The organism is Marinilactibacillus sp. 15R (genome assembly GCF_001895285.1).
Classification (GTDB): Bacteria; Bacillota; Bacilli; order Lactobacillales; family Carnobacteriaceae_A; genus Marinilactibacillus; species Marinilactibacillus piezotolerans.
The window spans coordinates 2683489-2701654 of the sequence record NZ_CP017761.1; the positions used below are offsets into that span (position 1 = coordinate 2683489).

The window sequence follows — 18166 nt, forward strand, 5'->3', positions numbered from 1 at the left end:
AAATTTAGAAGTTCTTACTTCTAAAATACATGAAGGAGGCTATTTTTAATGGCTAGAAAAATCCCAGTTAAACGAGTGATTCAGTATCGAGATCAAGGATTTTCTCGAAACATGATTGCTAAAACTCAGAAAGTAGGTCGCAGTTCAGTTAGTGATGTCTTTAAACGAGCAGATGAACTAAATCTCTCATATGAAGACATTAAGGAATTGTCTGACAAGGAAGCGTATCGCTTATTCTTTCCTGAACGCTATCAATCAGAAGTGTTATACACACTACCTGAATACGATAAAATCCATAAGGAGCTTCAGAGTGTAGGGGTTACCCTCAAGCTTCTATGGCAAGAATACGTCGATCAGTGTAACGATACCAACGGTATTGCAGTAGGTTATACAAAATTCTGTGAAGACTATCAAAAGCACATTGACCAGTACCGTTTAACGAATCATTTAACACATAAGCCGGGTGTTTCTATTCAAGTCGATTGGAGTGGAGCTACCATGCAATTATTGGATCCGGCTACTGGCGAATTAAGGAAAGTCTATTTATTTGTAGGAACCCTTCCTTATAGTCAGTACACCTATGTTGAACCCACTCTCGATATGAAAAGTAACACATGGCTTCATTGTCACATGAATATGTTTGCCTTTTTTGGTGGGACAACCGTTAGATTGATTTGTGATAACTTGAAGACAGGGGTCATTAGCCACCCAAAAGAAGGAGACATTATCTTAAATGAGCAGTATGAAGCCTTAGCGAATCACTATGTGATGGCTGTTATGCCTGCTCAAGTACGAAAACCAAAACAAAAAGCAGCTGTTGAGGGCGCAGTGGGTAAAATTGCAACGGCTGTTATTGCTTCTTTAAGGAATGAACTATTTACTTCTATGGGTGATCTAAAGATCGCAATTCGCGAAAAAATGACGGCTTTTAATGAAACACCTTTTCAAAAACGTGAAGGAAGCAGACAGCTTATTTTTGCTGAAACCGAACAGGCTAAATTGCGTCCATTGCCACTTGTCCCCTATGAAATTGCAGAATGGGTTTATGGAAGAAAAGTGAAATTGGACTGTCATATCTCTTACCAAAAGAATCATTACTCTTGCCCCTATCAATACGTTAAAAAGAAAGTAGATTTAAAAGTAACCCATCATTTTCTAGAAATCTATTTCCAAGATGAACGAATCGCGACTCATAAACGTTTCCCTCAGTACAAAGAATATGCTTTCTCTACTTCCCCAGAACATCTCCCCGACCAATTCAACCAACTCGAGTGGAATGACCAACGGTTGTTAAATTGGGGCCTTAAGATTGGTCCGTATACGCACAAAGTTATCCAGCGTGTCTTTGAGAATTTATTACTCAAAGAACAAGGATATCAGTCTTGCTTATCTATTCTTAATCTATCTAAAAAATATTCGAACGCTGCTTTAGAGACAGCTTGCCAGGTTGCTTTAGAGAAAGTCTACTCTCCAAAATATCGCCAGCTGAATGCTATATTAACCAATCCTGCCAATAATAAGACCATGGAAAACGCTCAAAGTACTTATACGGAATCCATGGGATTTGTTAGAGGGGCAGACTACTACGGAGGAAAACACAATGATAAATAACGAATCCATAAGAAAATTAAGAAAAATGGACTTAAGTGAGTTAGTCGATCATTTAGAAATGCAAGAAATAGAGAATGATACCCGTTACCTGTCATTTGATGAACGATTGCAGCTCAGTATAGATTATCTGTATCAAGAGAAATACAATAGCCGAGTAAAAGGATTGATCAAGCGATCTAAATTCCGCATTCAAGATGCTCATTTTTCTGCCGTTTATTATGAACAGCGAGAGATCGATCGTCATACACTTCAAGAATTGGCAACCTGTAATTATGTCACCCACAGAAGAAATATCATATTTCAAGGATTTACAGGTTCCGGAAAAACGTATCTCGCCTGTGCTCTAGGACGAGAAGCCTGTAAGCAAGAGATCCGTACACGTTATATTCGCTTGCCTGACTTGTTAATTGAGCGAGACGAAGCGACGCTTAAACCTAAAGGTGTAACGAACCTCATTACTAAATTCTCCAATTATAGTCTGCTCATTATTGATGAATGGCTGCTAGACGACGTATCGGAAGAAGATCTAAAATTTTTATTCGAGATTATTGAGCGTCGATACGACTCCGGTTCCACCATCTACTGTACACAATTTCGTAAAGGAGACTGGCATAAGAGATTAGGAGGAGGCGTCCATGCGGACGCAATCATGGACAGAATCGTTCACAATGCAGTCTGGTTCGATACTGGACAATTAAATATGAGAGAACAGCTTGCTCAAAATAATCATCAATAAAGTATGACTCACTAGCCACGCTCTCACACAGCGTGGCTATTTAGCGGACTCAAAGCACGGACTGATGGACTGCTATTGGATATTGTAAGACTCAATACTTCGAAAAGGAGGTCCTGAAAGCACGAAATAATCAGTCGGGCGAAACGTGCCCCAGGGATACCGCATTCTATTCAGTGAAAAAGTGGACGAATCAATTAAGAACACTCTTTCTTTTGATTGCACCGCTGTTTTTTCATGAACCAGTGAAAGTAATTGCGTGAAAATATCCATCAATACGGAGGGTTCCATCTTTCGCAGGGCACGTGACAATTGAGAATAGCTAATAGACTCAATACCCATCACTTTTTTTAATTTTGGGTTGACCAACTGTTGATCCAAATGCCGTAGGCTATCGGTTTCATCATTAATCGCATAGAGAAAGAGTTTCAGTACTTTCTTAAACGTTAACTTTTTTGAATAGCGATTAAACTGACCGATAACCTGTCGAGACGTTTCACTTAATTTTTCTAAAGAAATGTACGAAAACCATTTATTTATGGTCATTTTTGTTTTATACTTATCCATGCTATAAGTCCTTTGTTTTGGTCTTGGATAAGTCATCCAACCCCATTATAAAGGACTTTTTTATGTGTTGAAACAGTTAAATTATTTAATGCAACACTAGTGTTATAGGTTATTTTATTACAAAAAAAGAATCGCTACTCTTGGTGAGCGAATAATACAATCACGTATCTTTAAAAATGGCTCCTATCTGAAAAAGATAGGAGCCATTTTGCATCTATGTTACTCTTTTGCTACTAATCAATTTTTAAGAGTCTAGCGTTCACAGCACATACTATTGTACTAATGGACATTACCACTGCCGCCATGGCTGGAGTAACCAAAAAACCTTGATCAGCTAAGACACCTGCAGCCAACGGAATGGCGATTACGTTATAACCTACTGCCCAAATTAAGTTTTCCACCATTTTACGGTAGCTTGCCTTGGATAGTTTGATAATGTTCAGTACATCTTTCGGATTACTATTCACCAAGATTACATCAGCTGTTTCGATTGCCACATCTGTACCGGCACCAATGGCGATACCCAAGTCAGCTTCCGCCAAGGCGGGGGCGTCGTTGATACCGTCACCTACCATGGCCACCTTCTTGTTATCCGTTTTTAAAGACCGGACATTTTTGGATTTCTCGTCAGGGAGTACTTCTGCAAAGACTTGTGCTAATCCTAATTTATCACCCACATAATTAGCGACACGCTTGTTGTCACCTGTCATCATGATAGACTCAATATCTTGTTCCTTCAAGGCTCGAACGACTTCATAGGAAGTGTCCCGTATGATATCGGCAATAGCAATGACTCCTTGCAGGATGTTATCTTTTAACACAAAAACTACCGTCTTTCCTTGCTGAGCCAAATAATCAAAACGCTCATGATCATATTCAAGACCTCGTTTTTCCATACCACCTGGGCTGATTACTGCCACCTCGGATCCATCTACTATTGCTTGCAGGCCTTCTCCAGTGAGATTCTGGTAATCGCTGATGGATTATAAATCGACGCGCCGTTTCTCCCCTTCGCGAACAATCCCTTTCGCAATCGGGTGATCCGATTGGCTCTCTACCGAGTAAGCTAAGGAAAGGATTGACTCTTCTGTGGTCCCATCAGTAGCAATAATATCTGTTACGCCGAAGTTTCCTTCGGTCAAAGTGCCGGTCTTATCAAAGACAATCCGGTCAATTCTTCGGGCATCTTCAAATTGGGTCCGATTACGGATAAGCAAGCCTTTACGGGCAGCGATGGAGGTAGACACAGCATTTACCAACGGAACGGCTAATCCAAGAGCATGTGGACAGGCAATGACAAATACGGTCACCATTCGAGCTAAGGCAAACTGTAAGTCCGCAGCGAATATCCAGTAAACAAAGGTAATGACTCCAATTACCAAAGCAATATAGAAGAGCCATTTTGCAGCGGTATCAGCGAGTCCTTGGGAGCGGCTCTTTTGCTGCTGTGCATCATTTACCATTTGAATGACTTGAGCCAGATACGTTTCCCCACCTGTTTTTTCTACTTCGATTTTTAGAACTCCGCTACCATTAATAGATCCGCCGATGGCATCTAATCCTGGGCCTTTTTCAACTGGAACGGACTCTCCGGTCAACATGGATTCGTCTACGGTAGATTGGCCCTCATAAATTTTTCCATCCAAGGGAACTTTTTCACCAGATTTTACCAGAATGCGATCTCCGGGAACCAGGTCCTCGACGGAGACTTCGACAATGTTGCCTGCCTTATCAAGTTTGTGCGCCTCTTTGGGCATCAGCTTAATGAGTTCCTCTAATGCTCGGGAAGCCCCCATCTGTGACTTCATTTCAATCCAGTGACCTAGCAACATAATAAGGATTAGCGTAGCTAATTCAAAATAGAAATCCATTCCTTGAATGAAAAAAGTAGTTAAGCTACTGTAAATATATGCGGAAATAATGGCTAGTGAAATCAACATCATCATTCCCGGTGTGCGAGACTTGAACTCGCTCCACGCACCTGTTAGAAATGGCTTTCCACCATAAAAGAAGACGAAAGAGGACATGAGAAATAGTAGAATGTTATCTCCTACAAAACTGATTTCATAATTGAAAAGCATCATCATGAATTCAGAAAGAAGTGTAATTGGAATGGTAAAGACCAAGGCTACCCAAAAACGTTTCCGGAAATCGGCTACCATGTGTTCGTGGTGATTGCCATGTCCCATATCGCCGTGGTTCATTCCACCATGGTCCATGTCACTATGATCCATCTTGCTGTGGTCCATGTCATCATGATCCATCTTACTATGGTCCATGTCACCATGATCCATCTTGCTATGGTCCGTTGCTTTGTTTCTTTCTTTATGCTGCTTGGTGTTCATAAATCTCTCCTCCTTGTGCCTTCGCTAAAGGGATAATTTACATTTTTTCCTCTGTTTTTAATGAAGTCATAAAACTGAAGTTCACCGAATAGAGTTTGAATCCAAATAAACAGCTACATTGCAACCAATCAACCTATTTTATTTACACCGCTATTATACTATAGATAACTGCACCTCTTAAAAAAATAGAGTCCCAGCTTATAATCCTAATGTCTAATTGAAAAGGATAAAGCTGAGACCCATAAAACAAACCTATTAAAATTTTTCTAAGTTATATGCTATTTACTAACTGCTCTACTCTGCTACAAAGTATTTTGTGTCTTCTAGTACAGAGTCCAATTCTGTTCTATCAATAGCAACCGATGTTTGAATAGTAGCTTTTTTGTTCTCTAAATCTACAGAAGCTGATTCTACTCCTTCCAAGGATTCAAACCTATCTATTACAGTGTTGGCGCATCCTTGACACTTCATGCCTTCTACTAATATATCTTGTTTCATCATTATTTCCTCTTTTCTTTATTGTTTTATTTAATTTCTTCTTCACTCTTTCAGAAGAAGTTTTAAACCGTTTTTTTAGTCTAACACCAGGTTAAAATAAAACTCTGTGCAGCAATGACAGTTAGCTGATTCACTGATACTTGTCAAAATATCTGGTGTATTAGACAAGATGTCTAGAAAATCTTCTTGATTTGTTTCTTTTTCTGCTTGGATAAGAGCCGTTTTAGTACTTTTATTGATCTTTACTTTTTTAACCAATGGATTTTGTCCCGTTTTTTCCATTACTAACTGTAAGCAAGTCAAACAAGTAATTCCTTTAACCGTTAAATTCATGCTCATCTTATAGCCTCATTTTTTATTTCATGACAGATGGTTTGAATCGTTTTATGCGTAATGCATTTAATAAAACAGAAGTAGAACTAAAAGTCATTGCCCCTGCCGCAATAACCGGGCTAAGCAATGGACCGCCAAAGGCATAAACTACACCCATCGCGAAGGGAATACCTAAAATATTGTACGCAAATGCCCAAAACAGGTTTTCCTTAATGTTTCGGATGGTAGATTTACTCAATTCCACAGCCGTAGGGACATCCATGAGGTCACTACGCATTAGGACAATATCTGCTGATTCCATCGCTACATCCGTACCAGATCCAATGGCAATTCCTACATCGGCTTGCGCAAGTGCAGGAGCATCATTAATTCCATCGCCTACCATACCTACTTTTTTGCCTTCATCCTGCAACTTTTTCACTTCGTTAGCTTTATCTTCCGGCAAAACTTCGCTCAATACACGGTCGATTCCCACCTGTTTTGCAATTGCTTCTGCCGTTCGTTTGTTGTCACCAGTAATCATGGCTACTTCAATGCCCATCTTATGCAACTTTTCAATGGCTCGTAGGCTGCTCTCTTTTACCGTATCGGCGACCGTAATGATTCCGAGAATTTCACTACCTCTGGAAAGGTACATTGGCGTTTTACCTTGACTAGCCAATTCATCGGATACCTTCGCCAACTTGCCTAGTTGGACATTTCGCTCATCCATCAGTTTTCGGTTACCCAACGAAAGGGTAGCTCCGTCGATTTTTACCTCGATTCCATGACCCGGAATCGCCTCAAAAGCTTCAGTTTTCTTCAGAGACAATCCTTTTTCTTCTGCACCCTTAACTATTGCTTCCCCTAGTGGGTGTTCAGAACCTTTCTCACCGGAAGCTGCCAACATCAAGAGTTCCTCTTGAGAGATCCCTTTTGCAGTAATAATATCTGTTACCTTAGGCTTTCCTTCTGTAATGGTTCCTGTCTTGTCAAAAACAATGGTCTTCAGTTTATGAGTTGTTTCCAATGCTGTCCCACTCTTAATCAATACGCCATGTTCGGCACCTTTCCCTGTTCCAATCATGATTGCTGTAGGGGTAGCTAACCCGAGTGCACATGGGCACGCAATCACCAGTACCGAAATGGCTATGGTCAACGCGAATACCCCTGTTTGTCCAGCAAAGTACCACGCAAGCGCAGAAAGGATTGCAATCGCAATAACGATTGGTACGAAGTAACCGGAAATAATATCTGCCATCTTAGCAATCGGAGCTTTAGATCCTTGCGCGTCTTCTACTAGTTTAATAATCTGAGATAGTGCGGTATCTTTCCCAACTTTTGTAGCTCGATAATGAATCGTACCGTTTTTGTTGATACTTGCTCCAATAATCGCGTCCCCTACCGATTTTTCTACGGGGATACTTTCACCAGTTAACATGGATTCGTCTACCGACGTCAACCCCTCTGTTACCATACCGTCCACAGGCATTTTTCCACCTGGGCGCACAACAACGATGTCACCCACTGCCACTTCATCAATCGAAATCTCTATTTCCTTTCCGTTTCGTACTACCAGTGCTGTTTTTGGAGCCAATCCCATCAGTTTCTTAATGGCTTCAGATGTCTTCCCTTTAGTCAGGGTTTCTAAATACTTCCCTAGAACAATTAAGGCTAGAATAACAGCCGCTGTTTCGTAATACAATTCGTTGGCATAAGATGCCTCTCCCAAGAAAATCATGACCGTTGCAAATACACCGTAAAGGAAAGCGGCACTTGTTCCCAAAGCGATTAATGAGTCCATGTTGGGATGTCCCTTAAACAACGCTTTGAATCCAGTCTGGTAAATTTTTTTATTGACCACGACAACCGGAAGCGTCAGCAAGATTTGAATGATAGCAAAATTTTCCGGATTCATCATCGGATCGATAAAAGCAGGTAGGGGCGCATTTACCAAATGACCCATTGCGATATAAAGTAATGGGGCTGTAAAGATGGCCGAAATCAAAAATCTCTTCCAGAGGCTCTTGATTTCATTCTGTTTCTTTTCTTGGTCTAAGTCCACCGTGTCCGCAGTTGCTCTCTCTTCATGTGCCTCATATCCCGAATCGGATACGGCCTGAGTGATATCGGAAATATTTAACCTACTTGGATCATACTCTACCACCATTTTTTCCGTGGCTAAGTTTACCGATGACGTATTTACTCCGGTAAGTTTATGAGTAGCTTTTTCAATGGTTTGTGCACAAGAAGCACAAGTCATACCTTCAAGATTAAAAGTCTTCCTTACGGTATTAGGTATTGCAGCATATCCTGCATCTGAAACGGCTTTTTGAATGTCAGCCTCCGAAAGTGACGCCTCATCAAACTGAATGCTCATTTTTTCCGTTGCAAGATTCACATTAGCGATTTTTACGCCTGATAACTTCTGGGTCGCTTTTTCTACTGTTTGGGCGCAAGAAGCACAAGTCATGCCTTCTATGGTAAATGTTTTATTTTCCATCTTTTATTCCATTCCTCTCATTTTCATTCCATGGTGTTTCATATTGCATTCACATTGCCCTGGCGCACAGTGGCAACTAACTTCTTCTACAGCAGATTTTTTTTTCATTTCCAAAGCTTTTTCCAAGCGCCGTATATCATCGAAACTCAAGATGTGATCTTCAATTAAACCTTCAATTACATAACCTACCTCTTTATTGCAAATCCGACTAAAAACATCATTTGTGTAATCTTTTATGGTCTCATTTTCCTCAATTTTTGCGGAATAGATATACTTCTTCCCTTCTTGCTCAGTAGACAATGCACCTTTCTCTACCAATCGGCCTAATAGCGTTTTGATTGTAGCCTGTTTCCAATTCATTTTGTCTTCCAAAATAGCGATAACTTCTTTACTGGTGACTTTTTTATTTGCCCATACCACGCGCATGACTTCCCATTCAGCATCTGTTACGTGGGGCGGTAAGACTGTAGCAACCATCTTTCATCCTCCTCATTTACATTCGTAAACTGTTTATTATAAGATCACTTTACATGTGTAAACGCAATTTGTCAACAACTTATTTCTATAAAAAAATCAAAGTTTTTGTCTCCTTAAAACGGCTGAATCAAGAGTAAACTCAAAAGAAGCGTTGGCTACCTAACATAGCCTGACTAACCTAAATACTTATATATTAGAAAAAGAACCATTGTATAAAAATGCTTAAAGCATCTCTACACAATGATTCTATTTCTACGTTTATTATTTTCTACAAAATTGAAAAATCGTATCTTTTATACAAATAATTTTCTCAAATTAGTTATTTCGGAGCTAATTCCTCTTCGGTGAGCCATTTATGGTTACGAACGACTTCTCCACCATCAGTTGGTTTGTAATCTACCATGTAAACAGTTGTTGTAGCAGCATCTTCGATTGTCGCAGTTGCTCCTTCCATGCCTTCCATATGTTTAGCCTCTAGCGTCACTTCTGCTCCAGGTTCGAAGGATTCTTCACCTGCATCAGCAATTTCTTCATGAACCACCCAGCGATGATTTTCTACTCTTTCTCCTCCGTTAGTTGGATCATAAGATACTTCATAGGCTGTTGTATCGAAGGCACCCACAACAGTTGCTTCTGCGCCTTCCATACCTTCCATGTGACCTTGCTGGAGAATAATTTCTTCTCCTACTTCATACGTTGGATTTTCAGCTTCCTTTAAGCCAGTTGGGATTTCCCCGGAATCATCATGCATCATACCTTCCATATCTTCCATCCCTCCATTCCCTGATTCAGTGCTTTCAGTGTTATCCATCATACTAGATTCCATAGTTGAAGATTCTGAGGTAGAAGTATCGTTTTCTTCAGGTGAGCAAGCACTCAGAAGCGCTATTGAAGAAACTGTTAATAGTCCTTTTAAAAGTAATTGTTTTGTCATTTATGTGTCCTCCTCTTTGATAGCTGTCAAGGACATTATAAAATTGTAGGTTTATGACAGAATAAAAATGTAGGTTTTTGACAGTCTAATTTAGAAGTCCATTTATATTTTCCCTTTCATACGATATGATTTTCCAGTAATCTTGAAGACTTTAACATGGTGAACCAGGCGATCAAGAATGGCGGCGGCTATTTCAGAATTCTGAAATAGCTCCCCCCATCGAGATAAGATAATATTTGTCGTAATCATTGTTGATTTCTTTTCGTAACGCATCGTTAATAGTTGAAAGAAGAGGTTAGCTTCAACTTTTTGAATTGGTAAATAACCTATTTCATCAATGATCAAAAGATCATATTTGGCATATCGTTTCAGAACACGATCGACGGTCCCTTTTTCAAAGGCAGAACGAAGACGTAAAAGTAATTCATGACAACTGATAAACAGCGTACGGTAGCCTTGATGACATGCTTCAATGCCTAATGCAATGACAAGGTGTGTTTTCCCTACACCAGGGTTTCCAATGAAAACTAAGTTTTCTTTTTTCTCCATAAAAGCCATATGTTTCAAGTCTAGAATCTCTTTTTTGTTAACGCTTGGTTGAAAGTTGAAATCAAATTCTTCAAGTGATGTTCGTTTGGGAAAGTGTGCGCGCTGGATGACACGTTCCACAGTCTGATTCGTTTGAAAGTCTAATTCTTGATTAGTTAATTCTAAAAGAGCTTCTGTTAAAGAAAGCTCATCCCGATTGGCAATTTCAACATAGTTTGGCACATATTCTCTCATATGTTTTAAATTCAAGGCCTCTAGATTATTTAATAGCTTTTGATAGTTACTGCTCATTCGAAGGCACCTCCAGTAAATCATATTGCTTTAAACTTCGTTTAATATGTTCTTGGATGTCATCTTCTTCTTTGTGGCTCATGACATCTGATTTAAGTATCTGAACCAAATCTTCTTGGTTATAGTTCAATCTTTTTGTGGTAAGTGGGTGCGAACAAATCTGTTCTCCGTTATAATAAATGTGCACGTGCTCTTCGTTTTCGGAAAGATCCAAGTCAACTTCTTTTCCGATATAACGAGGGTCTACAGAGTACCTACATTTGCGGAAAATGACCATTGCTTCCTTTGTGACTTTACGGCGAATAGAGTCTTCAAAATAAGGATTTAACAAGTCATCTTTTAGCTTATGGAGGTGCTCTTTTTCATTAATTTTCCAAAGTATATCAGGAATCTCGTCCGTTGCTTGAGACACTTCCGAATTTAATTCATCACAAAGTTCGTCAACGATTCGAATGAGGTCTGTCGAATCATAAAATTTATGATTGTAAACCCGTAACCGGTCCATTGTTCTAGCGAGAGCTTCTACGCTGCCTTTTGTTTGGGGGCGAAAAGGACGACAGACCATTGTTCTGAACCCTGCATCTTTACTAAAAGAATAGAAGCGATCGTTTAAATGAACCTGAGAGAATTGAGTTCGTGACCGGTCGACGACAGTTTTCATATTATCGAACCATATTTCTTCTGGAACACCACCGGTGTGATAAAAGGCATCATTCATGCACTCAAACAATGTATCTTGTTTACGATCAAAGGTAAGCGTAATAAATTTCTTCTTTGAGTAGGGCAATATATAAAGAAAAATATTAAAGCGGAAGACTTCTCCCTGACTGCTTATCAGTCGCATTTCTTCTTTCCAATCGATTTGTGCTGAAAGACCAGGCGTATATTCGACGCGTACCGTTGCTTTCTGTATCCGTTCTTTTTTCACTCCACGGCAATAGTCTCTAACAAGACTGTAACTCCCATCGAACCCTTTCTTTTGTATGAATTTGAAGATACTTTTAGCGGTACATTGATCTTCTAACTTAGTATCTATGATTTGTTTGAATGAATCTAATTTACTCGGATATGTCCTCCTTGTTTTAGGTTTGTTACCTTCTAACGCTTCTTCATACGCTGCTTTAACCGTACGATAGTCACATCCGTATTGTTCCGCTAACGCAGTATAATTGGGCTTTATGCCATCAATCATATGTTTTTTCACTCCTTCTCTGATATCTCTTCTCATTCCTATTCCACTCCAATTCTATAGGGGATAAGAAGAGTATATAAAAAATGTAGGAAAACCAACAATTTTACATTGTCATTTTCCTACATTTTATAACTGTTCTTTACAATTGAATTTCGAAGATTTGATTTTATCATAATAAATAAGCGTCCTTACAAGTCTAATGTAAGGACGCTTTTCTATGTAAAATATATATAGAATCTAAAAGTATAAAGAGACCGTCTACTCTTTTATAGACGATCTCTTTTGAAACTATAGTAGTTGATTATTGTGAGAATTACTATCATTTTCACCTCACTGATCCTTCCATTTTATAACTAATCAATCGGTTCAATTCAACCGCATATTCCATTGAAATTTCTTCTTTTGTGAAGGGTTCTACGAATCCTATGACGATCATTTCCGTGGCTATTTTTTCGTTCTGATCACGGCTCACGAGGTAGTAGAGTTGTTCTTCGGGTATTTCGGAGCCTTTTATTTCCTGTTTTAGTGCGACATTGGGGTTTTGGATTTCGTTATAAGGAATTGAATCTGATTGCGACTTGTAATACATTATGAACATATCGTACTCAATTATTTATTTTTTACAAATATTAAATAACGATTTTCAAGAATAGTATACTGACTCACAGCTATCTTTCTTTCAAAAAGTACTTTGAACAAATCTTTTTCAACTATCATTAATAGTTAATATTTCAAAAACTATTAATTCCTAAGCCATTAAGTAGTATCTAAATAGTTCTGATTTCTTATATTAACAAAAAACCTTTTCTTAAGTATTGACTTATATAACTCAGTTAAAATTTCACTTAAAAATTTTTTATTGGTATTAATCAATTTCTCTCCTCAAATTTTCTATTTCCAACGGGGACAAAACTGTGGAAAGTTTAGAATGGTTAATAAGCTTCTTTTTAAAATCTAAATTAAGAAGCTTTATAAGCTTACCCAAACTCCTACTTCCAAAATAACTTCTTTCGATATTAGCATTATCTAATAATATGAAAAATAGTCTAATAAATAATTCTTTTTTTTGTATATCTTCCTGTCCACTTATTCTATCAGGCAATAAATCGATATTAATTTTACCTATATAATTGACACTATACTTTTGAAATATCTCAAGAATTTCTTCGGATTTATCTATTAAAGCATCCTCGTTAGTCAATGAATATACAATTCTTCTTCCATATTCTCCATCCTTATCATTTAAGATAATTTCCTCTGTCCATTGATATTCATATTGATATTTCATGTTGGTTTTAAGAATGACATCTATCATTTGGGAAAAGTTAATATCAGTCCAATTAACCTCCGTATTACTAGGATTTATCATGGACAGCGATAATATAAAAAGGTTATTTTTGTTAAAATCATTAACATATCCTTTTCTTAACAGCTCTTTTCCAGCAGGTACAAATTTTTCAAATTCTTCTTTTTTAAATCCATATATTGAATAACAATATCCTTGGAATGTATTAATAGTAATCTTGTCTATGTCTATAGAACTTTCAACAGTTGTTAATGCTCCTTGTGTAAATTCTTTAAACTGATTTTCTTTTATAATGGATACAATACTTTTAATTTCACTATATTTTGAAGGTGCCTTTTTGTTAAGTTGTATAAGTACGTCTAAAAATCTACCTAATTCTGTGTTGATGAAATCATTAATATCAAGTAATTCAGGTCTTTTTTTATTCGCATAAACGTACTCGTAATTAAGTTTGTTAACATCTACTTTCAATAATTTACAAAAAGCTGGATGATCAAATTTCTCTTTATCAATCAGCTCTTTAAAAAGATGTTTCTCTTCCCAACTAAAACGATCAAAATGATAATTCTGCAGGAATACATTTAAAGCTTTAGTTTTTAATTCAGAAGCATAATCGTCCTTAATAATCAATTCTACAAAAAGTTTTTCATATTTCGGATATAGTTGCAATCCATTATCAATTATTAACTGCTGTACTTTTTCAGAAATTTTATCCTTCCGATTTAATGAACTTATTAAGAAATTTGACGTCTCTTGATATGTCTTTTCTGAAAAAAAATCTTCTCTTTTGGAAAATGATTCATCTTTACTAGTTAATAATATTTGCGCAAGTGTTTTTATGTCTTCATTAAGAATCTGATTTTTATCAATAAACGATTTTGGATGTACTATCCCGGATTCGCCTCCACCAATTCCATCATAGTAATCCTCTAAAACTTCTATTCCTAATTCTTCAATAATATTTTTACGGTTATTTATAAAATCAGTTAGTTCACTACCAAAAATGGCATCAGAAAAATCGATTTTATTTATTAATTTATTCAAAAGACTATTGTTGAGACCTACTTCATTGTCAATATTTACCAATATTCTTTGTAATAGTCGAGTTTCTAGAAAAGATTCAGGGAAATTTTCTAAAATTTGTTTGTCATTAAGAAAAAACTTCTCATTATAAAATGATTCATATATTATTCTTATCAAATCATCAGATATAATATCTTTAAATACCGAATACCGATAGCTAAATTCATCATTTATTGATTCAATAATTAGTGGAATCATTTCTGTTTTAATTTTTATTGAAATTATCTTATCACCATAGAAAATATTTCTGTAATACGAGTTACCCGATTGGAGTTGCTCAATCAACCAGTACCCCATCAGACAAGCATCGCTTGAAAAAGATGTCCTCACAAGTTCTTGCTGATGAGAAAAGTTTATCCTTATATTATCTAAATCTTCCTGTTTAATTTCTTCCAAATTTTTTAATTTTTCAAAAATATTAAAAATTTCAGTCCAATGAATATTCAGTTTCATATTTTGATAACCTAGTATTATCGAATTAATTTGTGATCTATCTAGAATATCAAAATTATTATTGAGCATAGTCCAAAAGCTACTAATGTTGATAACTTTTCCAAATAAAACTTCACTATTAAATACGGTTCTTAATATTTTTTTTCTAATTCGAGATCCTCCGTTTTAAAAATATCAAATAGAAAACGGTCATCCTCAAGATATTTCTCAAGAGTTTTCTTGTATGATTCATTATCAGTCGCTATTGTATGCAAAGTATTCCAGTCATCAATGCTCTCAGGCACTTCCAGTTTGCTTTGAACTGCAGTTACAATTTCATTTAATCTTTTAGGCAAATCATCATGACTATCTCCGTACCAAAATATAGTTGTATTATTATTCTTTTGATATGTTTTATTATATATACTTCTAAACATTTGAGTTTCGTTTAAATTTGCTTTCATCAGTGCAAAATTTTTTGTAGTAGCAGGAAGTAACGACAAAATTTCATCTTCTTCCATACTACTTCCAAGAAATAAAACTACAGGATTTTTCTCTTCAAACCATAGTCGTAATTTGTTAAATTCTTCTGATTGTTTCAAATATTGACGAGAATAGTCATTGGATGAATTGACAAAAAAGTCCCAATCGCCATCGGTTGTGCCATGCAAATGCAAGATATCATTTGAGCGTAGAACATTATTCAAATTTGTTAATTCATGAATATTATTGATGGGGTTGAATGTTCCCTTCTGTTTAGATCTTTTTAAGTGTCTTTCAATTTCAAAATCATAATTCGAGGTAATAAAGACCGGGTTCAATTTTATCAAATCTGTTAAAATACTATTTTCAATATAGTCTGGCGCAACATTGTTAAAAAAATACTTTTCAAAATCTAATTTTACATCAAAAAATTTTTCACCCAAAATATCGTGTAGTAAAGTGTGCAGTAAATCAATTTTTCTTTTATTGGTATTATTGGATTGCAGTATTCCATCAAAGCTAGATAACAACCTATTATCTATTTTACCCTGAGCTTCTGGGAAATTACGGATATTGAACTGCCAAAAATGAATTAGTTTCTCAATATAGCCATTCCAATTTGGATAACCCTGAGAAAGTGAAATACCCGCTCCTATAAAAACAACTAAGTTAAAATTTTCAACTGCATTTACTAATGAATCTACCAACTCATTAAATTCATTTTCCGTATAATAATTCTTCATAATCTTCTCCTAATTTATCGTATAAATAAAAAGTTTTTTACAAATTATATTAATATGTTTCCACCAGAATCTCCAATACTTTTATTAACGGTGTACACGTTCTTATTATATCAAAGAAACTATTTGTGCAATACTTTTTCAAAAAGTTCTTTATTAGTGATACTTTACAAGCTGCTTTCCTAATACTCAAACAGAAAAAGCCAGAAACACCTTCACACTGGCATTTCTAGCTTATAATATTTGGCTTTTCCTACTGACCCTTCCAATGACTCTTTTAAGACTCGTAACCAAAGAATAGGTATTATAGAAGGATTGTGTTCATACAATTATTATTAAGCGATAGCCTTTGGTAATAAGTACTATCAAATCGAACGTATCCAATAATAACAGGTAGAGAAATTATTTGAGGAATCAAATTGTTCAAATTTGGCCATGAAATTATGTTCCTGGCCGATAGTTAAGGATAGTTGATATTTCAATAGTTTGAAAGTCAAGTTCATTAATTTATTGATTGTAGTTTTTATTGGTTGATTTACTTAGCGTATTCAAAAACGGATTCAAGTTGAGTGGTGTGTTTTTTATGGGATTAATCTTCAAAATATAATTACCCCTTATTTATTTGATTCGTCTTCTCCACTGTCTATCGTCTCATTTTCTTTGACCTGATGTTCAATTGCCAACTCAGAATTTAATATTTCTTGAGTCATACTTCTTTGTGCCAATGAGACTTCTTTTAATCCTTCTAAAGCTGATTTTGGCATAGCCATTTGCTGTACCAAGCCTTGTTGTGCTGAAAAAGCCTCTCTTAATCCTTCTAAAGCTGATTTTGGCATAGCCATTTGTTGGACTAAGCCTTGTTGTGCTGAAAAAGCCTCTCTTAATCCTTCTAAAGCTGATTTTGGCATAGCCATTTGTTGTACCAAGCCTTGTTGTGCTGAAAAAGCCTCTCTTAATCCTTCTAAAGCTGATTTTGGCATAGCCATTTGTTGGACTAAGCCTTGTTGTGCTGAAAAAGCCTCTCTTAATCCTTCTAAAGCTGATTTTGGCATAGCCATTTGTTGTACCAAGCCTTGTTGTGCTGAAAAAGCCTCTCTTAATCCTTCTAAAGCTGATTTTGTTGATTCTGAAGCTCTAATGGCACTTGCTACATTAATATTACTGAACTGATTGCCTATATACCCTTCAAAGTCATCCGTCATATCATTAAGAGCTTGGTTAGTAATTTCTCCAACCAATATTTTTTGAAAAGCTTCCTCTAGTTGATTTGTATATTTTTTCAGTTTTTTTACTAACTCTTGATATAAAGAAACTTTGATTTCTTTGTTGTGACTTACAATGTTTCTACCTTCTCTAATTAGCCTCATATCCAATTGAATTTCTTCTAACTTAACGTCCATATATTTGCTAAAGACTTCACTCCATAAGGAATATGGATCAGATATAGTAAGACTGTTATCCTGAAATAAACTCAAAAGCTTCTCCTGAGACATTTCTTTATACCTTACAACACTTTCTTCATTTTCTCCTGTAACCAAAATATAATTTTCACCAAAAAGATATTCTTCAAAATCAAATAGATCCATCCATTGCAAAAAATTTTTTAAGTCATACTTCCCTTTTTGTTTTCTTTTTATTGTCGAAATAACTTCCGATGGAATAGATTCTTCTACCCAGTTATCAGAAAAATATGTCGGAGATAATAAATAAATTAGTTTCCTTAAAGCCCATTCGTAACTATGCAAGTGTGATAATAATCTTTTTGAAAAAAACAACGCATTTGTATCTAAAAGAGTTGTGTAATTTAACTTTGATTTACTTGCACAAATGTTTATTTCACCTAAAAATTTCTGAAAGGTTGCTACCTCTTTTATTCCTATTCTATTTGGCTTATTATATATAAATATTACATGTAACGAATCATTATAGGGTTTTACATCGAAGTTAATTTCAAAAACTTTCTTTCGATCATAATACTCTAAAACTGATCCCTTAATATAAGGAGCCAAAATTTCTAGAAATATTTTATCAATATTTTCTATGCTATCTTTTTTAGGATAATATAAATATTCAACAACTTGCTCACTAATATGCCATCACCTTCTTTGAT

Annotated in this window: 13 protein-coding genes and 2 pseudogenes; 2 read left to right on the forward strand and 13 right to left on the reverse strand. The window is 36.1% G+C overall.

All coding sequences use genetic code 11. The features are described from left to right. Positions 1–48 precede the first annotated feature (48 nt). Positions 49–1611, forward strand: a complete 1563-nt coding sequence (gene istA, locus BKP56_RS13175; protein ID WP_072694271.1) for an IS21 family transposase — start codon at positions 49–51, stop codon at positions 1609–1611. Then, positions 1601–2347, forward strand: coding sequence for an ATP-binding protein (locus BKP56_RS13180; protein ID WP_072693383.1), 747 nt, complete (start codon positions 1601–1603; stop codon positions 2345–2347). The genes istA (BKP56_RS13175) and BKP56_RS13180 overlap by 11 nt, the downstream gene beginning before the upstream one ends. Positions 2348–2419: 72 nt before the next feature. On the opposite strand, the gene BKP56_RS13185 is transcribed toward BKP56_RS13180, so the two are convergent. From BKP56_RS13185 to BKP56_RS13240, 13 genes and pseudogenes are all read right to left on the reverse strand, one after another. Continuing rightward, entirely contained in the window at positions 2420–2911 is a 492-nt protein-coding gene (locus BKP56_RS13185) for a hypothetical protein (protein WP_072695732.1), read from the reverse strand. 233 nt (positions 2912–3144) lie between these two features. After that, positions 3145–5256: pseudogene (locus tag BKP56_RS13190) on the reverse strand (copper-translocating P-type ATPase). Between the two features lie 294 nt (positions 5257–5550). Beyond that, the gene (locus BKP56_RS13195; protein ID WP_072695734.1) at positions 5551–5754 is read right to left on the reverse strand and encodes a heavy-metal-associated domain-containing protein; all 204 of its coding nucleotides are present in this window, start codon (positions 5752–5754) and stop codon (positions 5551–5553) included. Positions 5755–5829: 75 nt separating this feature from the next. Next, positions 5830–6093, reverse strand: coding sequence for a hypothetical protein (locus BKP56_RS13200; RefSeq protein WP_072695736.1), 264 nt, complete (start codon positions 6091–6093; stop codon positions 5830–5832). Between the two features lie 16 nt (positions 6094–6109). Then, entirely contained in the window at positions 6110–8569 is a 2460-nt protein-coding gene (locus BKP56_RS13205) for a heavy metal translocating P-type ATPase (RefSeq protein WP_072695738.1), read from the reverse strand. A 3-nt stretch (positions 8570–8572) separates the two neighbouring features. After that, on the reverse strand, positions 8573–9046 hold the full coding sequence (locus BKP56_RS13210) for a CopY/TcrY family copper transport repressor (RefSeq protein ID WP_029486057.1): 474 nt from the start codon (positions 9044–9046) through the stop codon (positions 8573–8575). A 319-nt stretch (positions 9047–9365) separates the two neighbouring features. Next, positions 9366–9980, reverse strand: a complete 615-nt coding sequence (locus tag BKP56_RS13215) for a YdhK family protein (RefSeq protein ID WP_072695740.1) — start codon at positions 9978–9980, stop codon at positions 9366–9368. A 102-nt stretch (positions 9981–10082) separates the two neighbouring features. Then, positions 10083–10820: an IS21-like element helper ATPase IstB gene (gene istB, locus BKP56_RS13220; protein WP_072693368.1), complete on the reverse strand. Its 738-nt coding sequence runs from the start codon at positions 10818–10820 to the stop codon at positions 10083–10085. Then, positions 10810–12048: an IS21 family transposase gene (gene istA / locus BKP56_RS13225; protein ID WP_072695742.1), complete on the reverse strand. Its 1239-nt coding sequence runs from the start codon at positions 12046–12048 to the stop codon at positions 10810–10812. Before istA (BKP56_RS13225) ends, istB begins: the two co-directional genes overlap by 11 nt. Before the next feature lie 289 nt (positions 12049–12337). Further along, positions 12338–12622, reverse strand: a pseudogene (locus BKP56_RS13230) (SufD family Fe-S cluster assembly protein); the annotation flags it as partial. Positions 12623–12877: 255 nt separating this feature from the next. Then, positions 12878–14854 carry a hypothetical protein gene (locus BKP56_RS14070; RefSeq protein WP_232226900.1) on the reverse strand — a complete coding sequence of 659 codons (1977 nt, stop codon included), beginning with the start codon at positions 14852–14854 and terminating at the stop codon, positions 12878–12880. Between the two features lie 131 nt (positions 14855–14985). Next, the gene (locus tag BKP56_RS14075) at positions 14986–16059 is read right to left on the reverse strand and encodes an SIR2 family protein (protein ID WP_232226901.1); all 1074 of its coding nucleotides are present in this window, start codon (positions 16057–16059) and stop codon (positions 14986–14988) included. A 611-nt stretch (positions 16060–16670) separates the two neighbouring features. Then, positions 16671–18065, reverse strand: a complete 1395-nt coding sequence (locus BKP56_RS13240; RefSeq protein ID WP_072695747.1) for a hypothetical protein — start codon at positions 18063–18065, stop codon at positions 16671–16673. Between the last annotated feature and the right edge of the window lie 101 nt (positions 18066–18166).

Excerpts from the sequence above, each read along its gene's own strand:
- BKP56_RS13185 (WP_072695732.1), bottom strand. The coding sequence starts at position 2,911 with ATGGATAAGTATAAAACAAAAATGACCATAAATAAATGGTTTTCGTAC.
- BKP56_RS13180 (WP_072693383.1), top strand. The coding sequence starts at position 1,601 with ATGATAAATAACGAATCCATAAGAAAATTAAGAAAAATGGACTTAAGT.
- BKP56_RS13215 (WP_072695740.1), bottom strand. The coding sequence starts at position 9,980 with ATGACAAAACAATTACTTTTAAAAGGACTATTAACAGTTTCTTCAATA.
- istB (WP_072693368.1), bottom strand. The coding sequence starts at position 10,820 with ATGAGCAGTAACTATCAAAAGCTATTAAATAATCTAGAGGCCTTGAAT.
- istA (WP_072695742.1), bottom strand. The coding sequence starts at position 12,048 with ATGAGAAGAGATATCAGAGAAGGAGTGAAAAAACATATGATTGATGGC.
- BKP56_RS14070 (WP_232226900.1), bottom strand. The coding sequence starts at position 14,854 with ATGAAACTGAATATTCATTGGACTGAAATTTTTAATATTTTTGAAAAA.
- BKP56_RS13210 (WP_029486057.1), bottom strand. The coding sequence starts at position 9,046 with ATGGTTGCTACAGTCTTACCGCCCCACGTAACAGATGCTGAATGGGAA.
- BKP56_RS13205 (WP_072695738.1), bottom strand. The coding sequence starts at position 8,569 with ATGGAAAATAAAACATTTACCATAGAAGGCATGACTTGTGCTTCTTGC.
- BKP56_RS14075 (WP_232226901.1), bottom strand. The coding sequence starts at position 16,059 with ATGAAGAATTATTATACGGAAAATGAATTTAATGAGTTGGTAGATTCA.
- BKP56_RS13195 (WP_072695734.1), bottom strand. The coding sequence starts at position 5,754 with ATGAAACAAGATATATTAGTAGAAGGCATGAAGTGTCAAGGATGCGCC.
- istA (WP_072694271.1), top strand. The coding sequence starts at position 49 with ATGGCTAGAAAAATCCCAGTTAAACGAGTGATTCAGTATCGAGATCAA.
- BKP56_RS13200 (WP_072695736.1), bottom strand. The coding sequence starts at position 6,093 with ATGAGCATGAATTTAACGGTTAAAGGAATTACTTGTTTGACTTGCTTA.